The sequence below is a fragment of the Dyadobacter psychrotolerans genome (assembly GCF_004349265.1).
GTDB classification, from domain to species: domain Bacteria; phylum Bacteroidota; class Bacteroidia; order Cytophagales; family Spirosomataceae; genus Dyadobacter; species Dyadobacter psychrotolerans.
Genome location: NZ_SMFL01000026.1, coordinates 1 through 15,519 on the forward strand (window position 1 = coordinate 1; position 15,519 = coordinate 15,519).

The window sequence follows — 15,519 nt, forward strand, 5'->3', positions numbered from 1 at the left end:
GTATTTACATGATGGGAATCTGCTGATCGACAATAATCAAATTGAAAATTCCTTACGTGGCTTGGCCCTAGGTCGGAAAAATTATCTTTTTGCCGGATCACATGATGCTGCACAGCGAGCTGCCATGATATACTCTTTCTTCGCGATCTGCAAAAAACATAATATCAATCCCTACAATTGGCTAAAAAACACCCTGCTAAACATCTCCACAATCAATCATAAAAACATTACCGACCTATATCCGCAAAACTTTAACAAAGTTCAGCAACTAACAAATATGTAGTTGGTAGGCCGGATACAATGTACATGGCCATCAACCGAATGCGATGTGATCCAGGTAAGGGTTGATAGTTTGAATAGCGCCCAAGTTATCTTTGACGTGACTGGTCTGTTTTAGCAGCCACTGCTGGTATACCCGACAGTAAATACTTTCTTATATTAGATTTTCAAACGGTTGATCATTTTGACTGCCCGGTCAATTCTGAGCTGAACGGATTTGGCTGAATCCACATAGTGAATAATGCCCCGCTGGTGGCTGGCCAGCAGATTTTGAAAGAGCTCAAAACCTTCCGGGTCCTGTTCGAGCAGCTCTGTAAGCTCAATGGGCATGTCCCGGCCATACTCGCTGTCATCTTTGACTACCGTAGCAGACAGCTTGTCTGACAAAACGATCTTTGCTTTTTTTCTGATCTCATTGGCCAGATTAATGTAAAATGCCCCGGTTGCCATCGGCCGGATTGCGCACTGAAAGTCGATCTGATCATTTAGCCGGCACCGCACACGCCCCGGTTTTCGGCCCGTGACAAACTGCCGGGCAACCTCGTCGGGAACGATCATATAAAACTCACCGCCTTTTTTAGCAAAGCGCTCCAGTACTGAATGAAAGGAAACGGCATTCTCCATAAGATAAATTAATCTGACCTGAAAGGAAATTACAAATTAAGGCACGAAAAAGCCACAGACGTATTTTCCTGTGGCTTTAACTTACATTATTTTATTACTCAGTGAGCGGTTTTACTTTGATATCTTTATAGAGCACCACACTTTTCGGATCATGGGCCTGCAGCGCAAAGGTGCCGCTGCTTAAAATCCGGCCTTTACCATTGACCGCTCTTTTATCCGGATCGGATTCTTCAAAATCAACGACAACCTTGTCATTGATTTTGATGGTGATGTGTTTTCCTTCAACTTTGATGTATTCGGTATACCACTCGTTGTCTTTGGCGTAGGTTTCTTTCACATCCATAATATCGTATAAGCTTCCCGTACGTTTCCAGTCGGTATGCGAATTATTGACCTGAATCTCATAACCCTGCGACGGCCAGCCATCTTCCTGATAGGCCGTATGGATATAAATCCCGGAATTCGCGCCCGGTTTGGTCATGACCTGGGCCTGAAATTCAAAGTTTTTAAACATGTGGTTTTTCACAGCGCCCTCATAAAACAGATGCGCTCTGGGTCCTGCGATCTGAATCGCGCCATCAACTACGGAAAAGGAAGAAGCGTTCGCCCCTACCTTCCAGCCTGTCAGGTCCTGGCCGTTAAATATAGAGACCCAGCCGTCCTGAGCAAAAACAGGAGTAGTCAAAAACAAGAGAAATAATAGTTTTAGTTGCTGTTTCATGAAATTGTTGTTTGATAAACTAACAAGTAAAATCTGTAAACTGTCTACTCTAAATCACCCACGAACACCTTGCGTTAACTGTTAACTAAAAACTGTAAACTATGTCCCCCACTCCCCCTGCCTTCCTTTTGTACTTAAAACTGTGAACTGTAAACTTCCTATCTGATCAAATGCACAGCCCCCTTGTAATCGAGCAGCTCTCCCGATTTAAGCTCGACTTTGATCTTGTAAGGATAAGCGCCCGATGCGGTGATAACGCCCTGATAGGTGCCCGGCCATCCGTAAGCGGGATCCGATGCTGCAAAATTCTCCTTTCGGAAAATCACCTCACCCCATCGGCTATAGATGACCATTTCCCGGATTTGTTTGACGCAGCTGTTGCCGAAGACATAAAATAGCTCGTTATGACCATCATTTCCAGGAGTAAAAGCATCCGGGATTTCAATTCCGCAAGGTTTAACCGAAATTTTCACTTGTCCGTCCTGTTTGCAGATATGTCCCGGGTCGGTCACTGAGACGGCATACTGGGTCGAAACCCTGGGTTTGGCCCATGGGTCATCACAATCCTGACAGGAAAGGCTGTTCTCTGTTTTCCAGCTATACTCAAAGCTGCCGGCCGGCTCTGTAAGAGCAAGAATATGCACGCTATCGCCCTGGGTTATAAACTGGTCCGGTGTCATGCTCAAAGCGAGCTGCACCACCGTCAGATGCGTAGTGACAATACTATCGCAGCCTGTGATCTGCGGCACGTTACGAATATGGGTTCCCGGCGTTGTATACACCGTGTCGCCCACAGTCAGACTCTCGCCTTCACAAATGGATTTGTTTTGGGTGTATTTGACGACCTTATTTACTTTCAGTCTGAGCGTGACGGTGCTGTCACAGACATTGGACCGGTTGATGTTTCTGATAAAAGTACCCGTAGTTCTATAAACCGTATCGCCGACAGCGACCTGTTCTCCCTCACAGATTGTTTTATCAACCGAGCCGCTTGTTTTTTTGTAGGGGATCTTGTAGTCCAGTTGCAGCGCGCAGGATTCATTTAGCGACCCCAGCGGCACCATCTTAACACTGTACTCGTCACCCAGCCTCGCTTTAACACGGATGCTTTGCGTGGTCTGTCCATTACTCCATGTGTATTTACCAAAACCCTGCGGAGCCAGAAGCGTCATAAATCCATTCTCATCAGGACAATCCGAGGCGGAGCGAATCTCTGATTTAAGACATTCGGCGTCAAAATAGGCATAGCCCAAATGCCGCATTCTTGTGCAGCCGTGCGCAGTGACGACAATCGTGATGGTTTTACCGATCATAGCCCGAAGATCGATCGCGCCGGTTGTCCAGTCACGGTACTGCAAATCTCCCGAGGTCGTAAAACCGTCTACGGCGTCAAGGCCCTGAAGCTGGATGTCATAACTGCTGCACAAAAGCTCCTGGCCATTGCTGTCATAGATCTGAACGTTAAAACCAGGCTTTTGATAAGGGGCATGATTCGCCCCGCCGTTGATGGTGTTTTGAAGGACGACGGCAAATTTATATTGAAACAGCGTATTGTCAGCCGTGATGAAATAATCTGTTTTTATCCGGGAAAAATGCCCGCCTTCGACGGTATTGCCAATCCGGATCGAGTGCGTACTGCCTGGCGCAACCATCGGAATAGAAGGAATCAGTCTGTCATTACCATCCGATAAACTGGTAATATAATGATCAGCAGTGGTCGTTCCCAAAAGCTCATTTTGATAGACGGTTTTGGCGTCATTATCCGTGACCGTGCCGTAGCTCAGCTCCCAGCCAGAAGTGTTACCCTTTTCAAAGCCTACGTTACTACAATCCACCTGGGCCAAGGCCGGCAGAACAACAGATAACACCACAAATAAGGAAAGTAGTCTTTTTATCATACGCAGATTTAAGCCAGCCAAAACAAAGGTAAATTACCTTGAAACCACGAGATTATGAAGTGAAAAGTAAATTATGTTTGAGTCTACTGTTCTGTTCGATCCGGGTATTCGCGGGTGAGGATTATTTTTTGTCGTTAAGGGGTTACGAAACGTTCCGAAGGAACGAGAATGCAATTCATGTTAATGGATTTCTACCAACGAAATGTCCCGAATGGGACATGGTTTTAACCCATTGTCGTTTCAAATTTTAAAAACCATAATCCCAGGTTTTACAGATGCCCGAAAATGTTCCGTAGGAACATCTCGTCGGTAGAAACGGATCACGAAATAACAGCAACGTTCCATAGGAACGTCTCGTAAAATCAACCCCTACAAACCAACAACGCCGTTTCCCCAACCCTGACCAAACATGACAACCCCTGACTATTACCTGTCCCATCCCTCCTGCCCCACCCGCCTTCACCTATCTCAAAAGATTCACCACCCCATTATAATTCAGCATTGCTCCCGAATTAAGCTCCACTTTAATTTTATAAGGATACACACCCGGCGGACTAATCTGCCCGTGGTAAGTTCCCTGCCAGCCCGAAGCGGGATCCGATGCAGCAAAATTCTCTTTCTGGTAGATCACCTCACCCCAGCGGTTATAGATACACATTTCTTTAATCTGCTTGACGCAGCTGTTACCAAAAACATAAAAGACTTCATTGAGCTGATCATTTCCGGGAGAGAAAGCGTCAGGGATTTCAATGCCGCAGGGTTTGACAGCGATCCTGACCTGCCCTTGCTGACTGCATACATGAGCTGTGTCACTTACCGCGACGGTATACAAAGTAGAAACCAGTGGTTTGGCCCAGGCATCCGCACAACTCTGACAGGAAAGGCTGTTCTGCGTTTTCCATACATACTCATAACTTCCCGAAGGCTCAGCCAGCGCATGTACCTGAACGCTGTCCCCGGCGGTGATGTAAAGATCCGGTGTTACAGACAAGGCCAGCTGTACAACTTCAAGTTTGGTCGTCACTACGCTATCACAGCCGGTTAACTGGGGAACGTTTTTGATGTAGGTTCCGGGTGTGGTGTAAACCGTATCGCCCACCGCCACACTTTCTCCCTCACAGATCCGTAGACTCTGGGTGTATTTTACGGTGGGATTTACGATAAGAGTCAGGGTAACGGTACTGTCACATACGTTGGAGCGGCTGATGTTGCGAATGAAGGTTCCAGACGTTTTATAAACCGTATCGCCAACTGCCACCTGCTCCCCTTCACAGATGGTCTGGTTTAAGGAAGCGGTCATTTTTTTATATTGGATAGTGTAATCCAGCTGCAAAGCGCAGGACTCATCCAGACTGGCCAGCGGCACCAGTTTTACATTGTATTTATCACCCAGATTGGCTTTGACCTTAATACTTTGCGTCGTCTCACCGGTATTCCAGGTGTATTTGCCAAATCCTTCAGGGGCCTGAAGGGTCATGTCTCCATTTTCATCCGGGCAGGAAGACAAAGCCTTGATCTCTGATTTTAAACACTGGGCGTCAAAGTAGGCATAACCAAAATGGCCCTTCTGTGTACAGCCATGGGCGGTTACAACGATAGTGATCGTTTTTCCAACATAGTTTCTTAAATCGATCGCGCCCGTTGTCCATGGGCGGTACTGTATATCACCTGAGGTTAAAAAACCATCGACTGTACTCTCACCCTGAAGTTGGATGTCATAACTGCTGCAGGTCAGTTCATCGCCGTTGGTGTCATAAATCTGAATGTTAAATCCCGGTTTCTGATACGCTGCATGCGCAGCCTGACCTGTTCCGGAAGTGTTTTGAAGCAAAACGGCAAACTGGTATTGAAAAAGTGTGTTATCCTGCGTGACGAGATAATTGGCTTTGATTCTTGTAAAGTGTGTTCCTGTACTTGTATTGCCGATCCGGATCGAATGCGTGCTACCCGGAGCCACCATTGGGATGGACGGGATTTTCGGATCGTTGCCGCTGCTGGTCACAAAGTGCTCAGTCCCTTGTGTGCCGGAGGTTTCTCCCTGATAGACTACTTTTTGATTAACATCCACTACTGTCCCGTAACTAAGAGACCAGCCCGCCGTTGTGCCCTGTTCAAATCCGATATTACTGCAATCCACCTGGGCTGATGCATTCGCAGCGTTGACTAGGATTAGAATCGGTAATAGTAGCGATAGTCTCATAAGAATCACGATGAAGGCTTCAAGTCATTTTGTGCTCATAAATGTTTACGTGATCAAGGCAATCACTGTTGCAAGTATCTACACAAAAAATGGGAATGCCTGAAATGAGTTCAGTAAATTGCAACGCGTCCTTCTTTTACTTTTAGCGGTGAACGATCAAATAAATCTTATGAAAAATAAACATCTGATACTCCAAAGTTCTCTATTTTTGCTTTTTAGCTTCAAGATAGCTTACGCGGCAAATAGCAGGGATCAAAATAATATAATTGGTAATGCTGTTTTAGCTCAGCAGGAAATTCAATTATACATCTCGCCTAATGGGCTGGATTCAAACAAAGGCAGTAAAGATCAGCCCTTAAAATCCCTGGATGGCGCAAAACAGCGGATACGGGTTCTTCGCAAAGGTAACCGGGAATTGCCAGTCAGAGTCTTTATTGGTGGCGGCATCTATGCTTTGGAAAAGCCGGTTTTATTTTCAGCAGAGGATTCAGGAAGTGAAAAAGCTTCGGTTGTTTATCAGGCTCAAAAAGGCCAGCAGCCCATAATTACCGGGAGTCGTAAACTAAATGGCTGGGCTATTCTTAAAGATAGAGAAATACTAAAAAGACTGGATCCAAACGCAGCTGGCAAAGTATATTTCACGGATTTGAAACTAGCCGGAATTTCTGATTTTGGAGACCCGACAGATATAGGTCTTCATCCCGAGCTATTCTGTAACAAGCAGCCACAGACATTAGCCCGCTGGCCAAACTCCGGATTTACAAAAGCTGGACAGGTTAACGGCAAAACCCCCTTGCCGGCAACCTATATCTCCAGCCGAGGCACAAAGGAAGGAGATTTTCGATACCTCGACATACGTCAGGACCGCTGGGCGCTTGAAAGCGATCCCCGTATGGAAGGCTATTGGTATTGGGATTGGAGCGAGCAGTATCAAAAGGTTGCACGAATCGATACTGTCACCAAGACGGTACACATCAAAGAACCTTATCATAATTATGGTTACAGAGACAGCCTTCGTTATTTTGGTTTGAATTTGTTGTGCGAACTAGATGCTCCGAAGGAATGGTATCTGGATCGAAAGTCCGGATTATTGTACTGGATTCCACCCGCGGGAATAAACCCGGCAAAGGCCCAGGTCAGTTTGTCTGTATTTTCCGCGCCCTTCATGGTAGAAATGCAGGATTGTGTCAATTTGTTCTTAAAAGGCCTGTCTTTTCAGGAAAGCAGAGCCAGTGCGATTAATATCAAAGAAAGTACCAACTGCATGATTTCTGAATGTAGAATTGAACGGTTTGGCGTAGATGGTATCTCAATCCAGGAAGGAAAGGCGAACGGGGTGTCAGCTTGTATGCTGCGCACATTGGGATGTGGCGGGATTAAGATCTCCGGAGGTGATCGTAAAATTCTGAGCCCTTCCGGGCACTATGTTGAAAATACAATCGTGGAAGACTTTTCACTTTTTAAAAGAACCTACCAGCCTGCGGTGCATCTACAAGGGTGTGGACACCGAATAAGCCATAATCGTTTTCGAAACTCTTCTTCATCCGCACTTCGCCTGGAAGGAAATGACCATATCATCGAATATAACCAGATAAGCCAGGTGGTAAATGAATCTGATGATCAGGGTGGACTCGACGTTTTCTTAAATCCAAGCTACCGCGGCAACACCGTCAGATTCAATCACTGGGCAAATATTTCAGGTGGGACACGTCACGGAGCAGCAGGCGTAAGACTCGATGACATGATCTCTGGTTTTAGCATTTATGGAAACATTTTTGAAAAATGCGGCGCTGTTAATTTCGGGGCTATCCAAATTCATGGCGGCAAAGACAATACCGTGGAAAACAACGTGTTTTTTAAATGCCCAGCAGGAATCAGCTTTTCAACATGGGGTGAAAAAAGGTGGCTGAAAATGCTGGATTCATCTCTTGTCCAAAAGAAATTATATCAGGAGGTGGATATAAATTCTGAGCTTTATCAATCAAGGTACCCTGCCCTTAAAACTTTAAGAGAAAGTGCAGATGTCAACACGATTACGAATAATCTGCTGATTGACTGCGACAAAGTCTTTTTTAGAGATAAATCTATTCAGGTGGCAGAAAATAACACCTCGATTAAGAGCAATGATAAGAGCCTGATTAGTTTTTTAGATAGTTCCTATCTGAGCACATTTGGCTTAAAACGCATTCCATACTCTGAGATAGGTCCAAAGTCGAATCCGTGGGTAGGCGATTAATTTGTATGTTGCCAAACGAAATTTTTAATTCATCGAATTCTTACGGTATTCGCCGCTTCGGCAATTAGCAATATTGACTGTTTACCAGTCGGAAAAAGATACCGTCATTACACCGATCATGGCCGCATTAACTCCACGAGCTCCCGGATATTATTGATTTCTAATTTTTGGAAAATTCTGTTTTTGATTGCGCTGATCGATGAACGTGACTTACCCGCGATATCAGCGATGTGACTTGGTTTCAATCCATCACACAAGCACTCTGCTATCTCCCGCTCCCATTGCGTTAAAAGAATTGTTCTTATTTGCTTTTGACTGATCACTTCCCGCTTGCCGTAATCTACTGCGTCGGTTACAAATATACTGCGGTTGCCATTTAACACCCTTTCAAAACAAGCAACTAAACAACCTACATCTGTTTGTAGCGAAACAAAGCCTATTACCCCTGCTTCCATATACCTTTTTACCTGTTGTACTTGGATGCATCTGTCAATCACAATGATGCGGGTATATGGAAAACGTACACGTATATCATGAATTATTTTGACATAAAACAAGGTGCGCTCTGTCCCCAGACCGATAATAATAATATCAGGAATAGTTTTGGGATGTAGTGTAGATAATAACAAAAAAGAATCAACATCAAGTATGTTTATGTCTTTAAAATTCTGTGAAATAATAATCCTAACACCAAGTCTTACTACCGGAAATGGGTCAATAATTGCAAGAGTAACCATTTGAATAAAATCAATGTCATGGTGCCGGAAGCATTCAGCACAATTGGATGATAAAATATAATATAAAATATAACAAACTTCTATTTGGTAACTAGAATTACTTAGACAGAAGTTTCAAATTAATTGGCACATAAGTTAACCAAATCAGGACTAAAATCCAAAATTCTCCATAGCTCCTAACAGGTAGAATGACAACAATTTTGCGCAATCAACGATTGCCGGGTGATCAATTTCACACTGCGTACGACGGATTTTTTTTGATGAGCGATCGCTTTCTCATTTTGTTTCTTTCAACTGAAAATGTATTACACTGGATAACCACCCACATTGATTTGAATAATGATCTGATTATTAATCATTTCGGGATGATTATGGGACAGCATAAAGGGTAAACAATGTTGGTTTTCCCACCCCTACTTCTGGGGACTTTTTCTACAAAATTGGGAATAGTAACGACATTTTTACATGCTTTGCGTAAAGCCAAACTACTTCGAGTCCCAAGTATTATTGCCAAGGGTTAAGAAAAAAATTGTGCATTTTTAATTATCCACGTGCGTGTTGAGGCACCTTAGCACTGTTACAATTGGGTTTTCAGAAAGTTACATAACGTTATGGACTGCCAAGGAAAGAATAAATGTATACTCACGGACACAATTACCAAGCAAATGAGCAAAAGAAAAATTATGCTATATGATTTGGCACGAAATTCTACTACGGTTACATCAAGACTTGCCCGTTAAAGTAAGGATATACTTAATTCAACCACTTGATAAAATGTATAAATATATCAGCATAATTATTTGTTTTTTTGTATTACCGACAGCAAATGCCCAGACTAAGGCCGAGAATACCCGGCCATTAACCTATGATCAGAAGTCACCCGATTTTCTTCAATATAGAAATCGGTGGAATTTGAAGTTAGGGGTTGGAGTTGGGACTACGTGGCGTTATAAAGACAATTTTCTCGACGTAGCAACATTATCCGTTTCAGCAGAGCCATCCTATCGGTTGAACAATTATGTTGCTCTTGGCGCCAGAGCTGAATATACATTTGCTAATTCCTACCTATCAGGTAAATACAGAATAAAGGCAAACCCAATTGGATCTCTATCCCTGACCGGTGATGTAATAAAATTGTGGAATAACGCGCATGCTCCATTTATCGGTTTGGGAGCAGGAGCCTACTTTTTAGGAAATGGTGAGCGTTTTGTAAACAACGATCCTGCTCATGAAGTTGTCGCAGATAAACAGAAGCTAGGTACCCGGTTCGGCGTTTCCCCACGTATCGGATTAAATGTTATGGCTTTTTCTATTGCTGTGGAGGTCCATCTGATTGACGAAAAAACGTATCACAACCGGGACTACGCGACGCTAAAAATTGGCTATACGCTATAAGATTCACTATTGATACTTCGTGTATAGCAAATAATAAGCTAATATCCTTACTAAAATCGGGTTGATTTAATAGCTTTCGCTTGTAAGTTAACCCGGTTTTTACGTTTGAAATGATTGCCCAGAATGGTCTTCATCCCTCCCTGCTGGGTGCGCAATCATTAGCGCAGCGTTTTCTTGAAGACTTCCCGGAAATCCTCGACTACCGAAGGACGTAGGTGCTACCCCCTAATCTGGTCAGATCATATTCCTCGGACTGAGTAAAAGCTTGGCCCCTTAATCGCTAATTTATTTACGCTACTTCTTAATAATTCTATTTCGCACGACAAATGTCTCACATGCACTAGACAAGACGTTTACAGTCCATGGGAAGCCCGGGCTCACGCCTAAATCTAATTATGCCGCCTGCTGCATTTATAGCCACAATCAATTTAACAAGCAAGTAATAGAAAAGATGTTAAACTATTCTACAAATTTTGTAATATTATTTCTTCATTTTTGTTTTGAAATGAATTGGTTTAGAAATTGTTGTTATTCACATTTAGAATCGGACGGGGAATAAAACTTTTGTGGAATTGGCGTAAAGCAATTTAAAATATCAGGCTTGCGGAAGGATTTTTTATTAGGTCGATGCTAAATCAGCTTTTGTAATCGAATCGTACAAAAGAATAATCCTATTTTACAGTAAAACGCTTCACTGAAATTATTCCGCATTAAATTCTGTAAACTGACGATTTTTTTAACTTAAATTTGTTCAACTTTGCTCAACACAAAATTCCGGTTTAAGAACTTTCGTCATTTCAACCCTCGATGCCGAGAAACTGATTAACCGAAAAATTATGCTCAACTGGTTATTTAACAAAAAAAATAGTGACAATGTCAGCCTGTCCCGTATCGGGGTAGACATTCACTCTCACATCATTCCCGGAATCGATGATGGTGTCGAAACCATAGAACAATCAGTTGCGATGGCTCGCAAGTTTCAGGAGCTTGGTTACACAAGAATTGTTACCACGCCGCACGTAATGTGGGATTGTTACAAAAATACGCCCGAAATTATCAATGCAGGTTTAGAAGATGTCCGGCAGGCTGTTAAAGCTGCGGGGCTCAACGTTCAGATTGACGCTGCCGCAGAGTATTTCATCGACGAACACTTCACGACCCTTCTTGAAAATGGTGAAGAGTTTATGACTTTACCCGGAAAGCGTTTATTGGTTGAACTTCCATACTCTACTCCGTTATTGAATGTTTCCGAGACGTTGTTTCTGATTCTTCAGAAAGGTTACCAGCCCGTACTAGCGCATCCGGAAAGATATACCTACTTCTACTCAGATCCATCCATTTACAAGAAATTTTGTGACCAGGGGTGCGAGCTTCAGGTAAATATTTTATCATTAGGAAGTTACTATAACGAAAATGTTCATAAAATGGCTGAATATCTTTTAAAGAATGGGCTAATCACCTTTTTAGGTACTGACGCGCACAGAATGCAGCATTTAGAAATGATCCGCAAATTCCAGGGAAATAAATGGCTTGAAAAATATCCTTTTCAAAATGAGAAACTTATAAATATTTGATGATCATAATTGAATTTATTCTATATTTGTCCTAGAATTAAATTTTTTGCCATTTTGGACTATAATAAGATTGATCATAAACTGATCAAATCAAAACTCAAAGTTGTAATCGATCCTGTGTTTAAAGCAGACAAACAATGAAGTAAAATTTGATTTTTACACCAAATTAAAGTTCACACAAACTACATCTAACGAAATAATAACATTATTACACTCAACTTTTCATGAAACAAACCTGTATCTATTATCTTTTTTTAGCGACTTGCTTCATTGCGATGATCGGAGGAACAACATCCTGCGTTTCTCCCAAAACAATTGTATATTTTCAAGGAGATTCATTACGATACTCCTCTCAAGAAATTACTCAAAAATACGTGCCGCTTATTCAGCCAAACGACCTGTTGACGATTGTTGTTGGAAGTTTGAATATGGAAGCGAACGAGGTTTTTAACACGCCTAACTTGTTCACTACAGCAAGTTCCAATTATAACTCGATGGGCGGCACTAAGGCACAACCTATTGGTTATTTAGTAGACATGGATGGTGCAATTGAAATACCACTCCTTGGTAAAGTCAAGATTGCCGGTTTAAATACAACTGACGCTGCAGATACAATTAGAATTAGATTAAAAAGTTACCTTAAAGAGCCTAGTGTGATTGTTCGTACTTTGAATTTTAAGATTTCCGTGCTCGGAGAGGTTGCTAATCCAATGGTGTATGTTATACCTGATGAAAAAATCACCATTTTAGAGATTTTGAGTCTTGCAGGAGACATGACTATTTACGGAAATAGAAACAATGTTATGGTTATCAGGGAGGAAAATGGAAAACGGGAGTATGCGCGGTTAGATCTGACATCCAGAGAGATATTTAACTCACCTTATTATTATATGCATAAAAATGATGTAATTTATGTAGAACCTGTTAAGTCCAGAATGTTGGATACCGATAGCCGTATCCGCACTGTTCCACTGATAGTTACTATTGTGGGAGGTATCAGCACCTTAGGGATCCTTATTTTTAATCTTGCAAAATAATTGTTCCTGTTTTAGGGAAGCGATTATAGAGTATACAGCATAGCATCTTAACTTATGAACAATAATCTCAACGGAGTACAGCCAGAATTTTCGGAGGACGAACAAAGCTTTGATATTAACAAGTACATACGCATGTACGCCAGATACTGGTATCTATTCCCGATCTTTCTTCTTATCGGATTGGCATGCGCCTATTACTACCTGCATGTGACACAACCTATTTACAGCACCCACACCACGTTGTTGATCAAAGATGAAAACAAGGGTCTGGGTGGTGCACAGGGTGATATATTGTCAGAATTGAGTTCACAATTTGGAGGTAATAAAATCCTGGAAAACGAATTGGAAATTATTAAGTCGCACTCCATCATGGAGCAGGTGATTAAAAACCTAAGCCTGGACGTTGCATATAGTACCGAAGATGGAATTCGCACAATTACACTTTATAAGAACACCCCTGTCATTATTAAACCGGAAGTGATAACGCCTTATGGTATGCAAAACCCGCTTGTGATACACATGACAGACAGCATACATTTCCGCTTCAATGATGAGGATAAAATATTCAAAGTTGGTCAGCGGTTTAACAATCCGTGGGGCGCCTTCGTCGTCTTGAAGGGTGGCAAAGCGGCAATTACAGATATGTCGGTCCATTTTGCTGATTCCAAGGCAATGGCTGAAAATATGCTTAAACGTTTAACCGTTTCTCAGCCAAATGCTAAAAGTACAGTTCTGGAACTTACCTACGAGGACGTTAACGTCCAGCGCTCAAAAGATGTATTAAATATGTTGTTGGATGTCTACGTACAATCCTCACTGAGTGACAAAAATAGCGAGGCCAGTAATACACTGAAATTTATTGAAAACCGTCTAGGTTTGATTACTGGTGAACTGGGCGATGTGGAGAAAGATGTGGAATCATACAAAACAAACCAAGGAATAACAGATATCAGCGCGGAGTCGCAGTTGTTTCTCGAGAATATCAAAGAAAATGATTCTAAACTAAATGAGGTCAATACCAAGATTAGCATTCTTGAGAGCGTCGATAGTTATATCAGTAACGCCGGTGAGGGAGCGGTGGCTCCCGCTACTTATATGATCGATGATCCAGTTTTAGTATCGCTTTTAACACGCTTTAATGAACTGGAATTGCAGCGTGAAAAATATGCCCGGACCACTACTTCTAAAAACCCCCTTTTGGAAACAATCAATACTCAACTGGAAGGAACCCGGCAATCCATACGTGAGAACGTTCAGAACTTAAAGCGCGGGATGGCTGTCACCCGAAAGAATCTGGAAGGTATAAATACCCGGTTTTCTGCGGGGCTGAGAAGTATTCCGAAAAAAGAGCGCGAGTTTGTAGGCATCAAACGTCAGCAATCGATCAAGGAAGAACTTTATCTTTACTTGCTTCAGAAACGTGAAGAAACCGCCCTTGCATATGCCTCTACTGTTACAGATAGTCGCCTAATCGATGCACCAATATCTACTTTCAATCCTATTAAGCCAAAAAGGTCATTAATATGGTTAGGGTCCGCAGCAGCGGGTATAGGCATTCCTCTATTGTTAATCAACCTATTGTTTATGCTTAACAATACCGTTCAGCGCAGAGAGGAAGTTGAGGGCCTTACACATGCATCTGTGCTTGGTGAAATAGGATTAATGAAAGCGACCAAAGAGCGAAAAGAGGAGGATGCAATAGTGCGCATGACAAGCCGCAGCGCCGTTGCAGAGCAGATCAGGGCATTACGGACTAATCTTCAATATCTGGGCGACGGGACCTGCCGTGTTTTGATGTTTACCTCCTCCATCGGTGGAGAAGGTAAAAGTTTTGTCAGTGTTAATTTAGCAGCTAGCTTAGCTTATTCGGATAAAAAAGTATTATTGATCGGGCTGGATTTGCGTAAACCGACATTACATCAGCGCCTTGAAATTCCTAATAAGACCGGAGCATCAAACTGTCTGATCGGACAGGGAAATTATGCTGACTACATTCAGACTACCGGTGTACACCCAAAATTCCACGTTCTAACCAGCGGACCTATACCGCCCAACCCAGCTGAACTTCTAAGCAATGGCAGACTGGGGCCTTTATTGGCAGAGCTTCGCCAGCAATATGATTATATCCTGATTGACTCACCTCCTTTTGGTCTGGTGACGGACTCAGCTCTTATTGCCGACCATGTAGATGCAACATTATACATTGTCCGTTTCAACTATACGTTAAGGGATCACCTCAAACGGATTGGTGAGTTGCAGCGGGCAAGACGCTTTGCTAATCTCTCGATCATTTTCAACGGCGTAAGATATGGTGCAGGTTATGGTTATGGTTATGGTTACGGTGGCTATGGTTATGGTTATTATACCGATGAAAAATCCGGTAAAGGTGATCTTAGAAAGAGGTTGAAAAAGATGGTAACAAATAGTTAATATGTTGCGAAGGTTCCGTTACACGGGGCCTTCGTTGTAAAGTCTCATATCATCTAATAAGTAAGCCGCCGGAAACTTAATAATAAACGTATACATGCTTAACTTAAAAAAGTTATGATTGTATTTATCAAATTTGTTTGTTTAAAAATTGCAATTATCTTTAAATAGTCTTATTTTCGAATATGCTATAGTCAGTTTTTCAAATAGATACGAAAAATTTGATTCGGATATATCTCTAAGAAATTAAAAGAACCCGATACTCAACGTTATTAAAATGATCCTAATTTGCACACCCTCCGCAGGTGTAGTGTTACAAAGTTATGCTCGTATCTTCATCGAAGCCATTCCGGAAAGACCAGATTCTGTTCTGAACAATTTTTAAATAATT

At 42.4% G+C, this 15,519-nt stretch carries 11 protein-coding genes; 6 read left to right on the forward strand and 5 right to left on the reverse strand.

Features of this window, described 5'->3' with window-relative positions; genetic code table 11:
• On the forward strand, positions 1-283 hold a 283-nt coding region (locus E0F88_RS32535; protein ID WP_165940228.1), incomplete at its 5' end, for an IS66 family transposase.
• A gap of 155 nt (positions 284-438) precedes the next feature.
• Here the strand turns inward: E0F88_RS32535 and E0F88_RS32540 are convergent.
• The 4 genes from E0F88_RS32540 to E0F88_RS32555 form a co-directional block, all read right to left on the reverse strand.
• The gene (locus E0F88_RS32540; RefSeq protein ID WP_131962818.1) at positions 439-903 is read right to left on the reverse strand and encodes a YdeI/OmpD-associated family protein; all 465 of its coding nucleotides are present in this window, start codon (positions 901-903) and stop codon (positions 439-441) included.
• Positions 904-997: 94 nt separating this feature from the next.
• The gene (locus E0F88_RS32545) at positions 998-1,624 is read right to left on the reverse strand and encodes a 3-keto-disaccharide hydrolase (RefSeq protein WP_131962820.1); all 627 of its coding nucleotides are present in this window, start codon (positions 1,622-1,624) and stop codon (positions 998-1,000) included.
• A 158-nt stretch (positions 1,625-1,782) separates the two neighbouring features.
• On the reverse strand, positions 1,783-3,522 hold the full coding sequence (locus E0F88_RS32550; RefSeq protein WP_131962822.1) for a T9SS type B sorting domain-containing protein: 1,740 nt from the start codon (positions 3,520-3,522) through the stop codon (positions 1,783-1,785).
• Positions 3,523-3,985: 463 nt separating this feature from the next.
• On the reverse strand, positions 3,986-5,722 hold the full coding sequence (locus tag E0F88_RS32555; RefSeq protein WP_131962824.1) for a T9SS type B sorting domain-containing protein: 1,737 nt from the start codon (positions 5,720-5,722) through the stop codon (positions 3,986-3,988).
• Positions 5,723-5,891: 169 nt separating this feature from the next.
• Here E0F88_RS32555 and E0F88_RS35010 point away from each other — a divergent pair, with 169 nt between their 5' ends.
• On the forward strand, positions 5,892-7,958 hold the full coding sequence (locus tag E0F88_RS35010) for a right-handed parallel beta-helix repeat-containing protein (RefSeq protein WP_131962826.1): 2,067 nt from the start codon (positions 5,892-5,894) through the stop codon (positions 7,956-7,958).
• Positions 7,959-8,074: 116 nt separating this feature from the next.
• On the opposite strand, the gene E0F88_RS32565 is transcribed toward E0F88_RS35010, so the two are convergent.
• Entirely contained in the window at positions 8,075-8,695 is a 621-nt protein-coding gene (locus tag E0F88_RS32565; RefSeq protein WP_131962828.1) for a LuxR C-terminal-related transcriptional regulator, read from the reverse strand.
• A 774-nt stretch (positions 8,696-9,469) separates the two neighbouring features.
• On the opposite strand from E0F88_RS32565, the gene E0F88_RS32570 reads away from it, so the two are divergent.
• The 4 genes from E0F88_RS32570 to E0F88_RS32585 all read left to right on the forward strand — a co-directional run bounded on the left by E0F88_RS32570 (position 9,470) and on the right by E0F88_RS32585 (position 15,131).
• Positions 9,470-10,090 carry a hypothetical protein gene (locus E0F88_RS32570; RefSeq protein WP_131962830.1) on the forward strand — a complete coding sequence of 207 codons (621 nt, stop codon included), beginning with the start codon at positions 9,470-9,472 and terminating at the stop codon, positions 10,088-10,090.
• Positions 10,091-10,926: 836 nt separating this feature from the next.
• A complete protein-coding gene (locus tag E0F88_RS32575; protein ID WP_131962832.1) occupies positions 10,927-11,664 on the forward strand; it encodes a tyrosine-protein phosphatase in 738 nt (245 codons plus the stop codon).
• A gap of 224 nt (positions 11,665-11,888) precedes the next feature.
• Complete coding sequence (locus tag E0F88_RS32580; protein WP_131962834.1) at positions 11,889-12,701, forward strand: polysaccharide biosynthesis/export family protein; 813 nt, start codon at positions 11,889-11,891, stop codon at positions 12,699-12,701.
• Positions 12,702-12,755: 54 nt separating this feature from the next.
• Positions 12,756-15,131: a GumC family protein gene (locus E0F88_RS32585; protein WP_131962836.1), complete on the forward strand. Its 2,376-nt coding sequence runs from the start codon at positions 12,756-12,758 to the stop codon at positions 15,129-15,131.
• Positions 15,132-15,519 lie beyond the last annotated feature (388 nt).

Excerpts from the sequence above, each read along its gene's own strand:
- E0F88_RS32540 (WP_131962818.1), bottom strand. The coding sequence starts at position 903 with ATGGAGAATGCCGTTTCCTTTCATTCAGTACTGGAGCGCTTTGCTAAA.
- E0F88_RS32545 (WP_131962820.1), bottom strand. The coding sequence starts at position 1,624 with ATGAAACAGCAACTAAAACTATTATTTCTCTTGTTTTTGACTACTCCT.
- E0F88_RS32550 (WP_131962822.1), bottom strand. The coding sequence starts at position 3,522 with ATGATAAAAAGACTACTTTCCTTATTTGTGGTGTTATCTGTTGTTCTG.
- E0F88_RS32555 (WP_131962824.1), bottom strand. The coding sequence starts at position 5,722 with ATGAGACTATCGCTACTATTACCGATTCTAATCCTAGTCAACGCTGCG.
- E0F88_RS35010 (WP_131962826.1), top strand. The coding sequence starts at position 5,892 with ATGAAAAATAAACATCTGATACTCCAAAGTTCTCTATTTTTGCTTTTT.
- E0F88_RS32565 (WP_131962828.1), bottom strand. The coding sequence starts at position 8,695 with ATGGTTACTCTTGCAATTATTGACCCATTTCCGGTAGTAAGACTTGGT.
- E0F88_RS32570 (WP_131962830.1), top strand. The coding sequence starts at position 9,470 with ATGTATAAATATATCAGCATAATTATTTGTTTTTTTGTATTACCGACA.
- E0F88_RS32575 (WP_131962832.1), top strand. The coding sequence starts at position 10,927 with ATGCTCAACTGGTTATTTAACAAAAAAAATAGTGACAATGTCAGCCTG.
- E0F88_RS32580 (WP_131962834.1), top strand. The coding sequence starts at position 11,889 with ATGAAACAAACCTGTATCTATTATCTTTTTTTAGCGACTTGCTTCATT.
- E0F88_RS32585 (WP_131962836.1), top strand. The coding sequence starts at position 12,756 with ATGAACAATAATCTCAACGGAGTACAGCCAGAATTTTCGGAGGACGAA.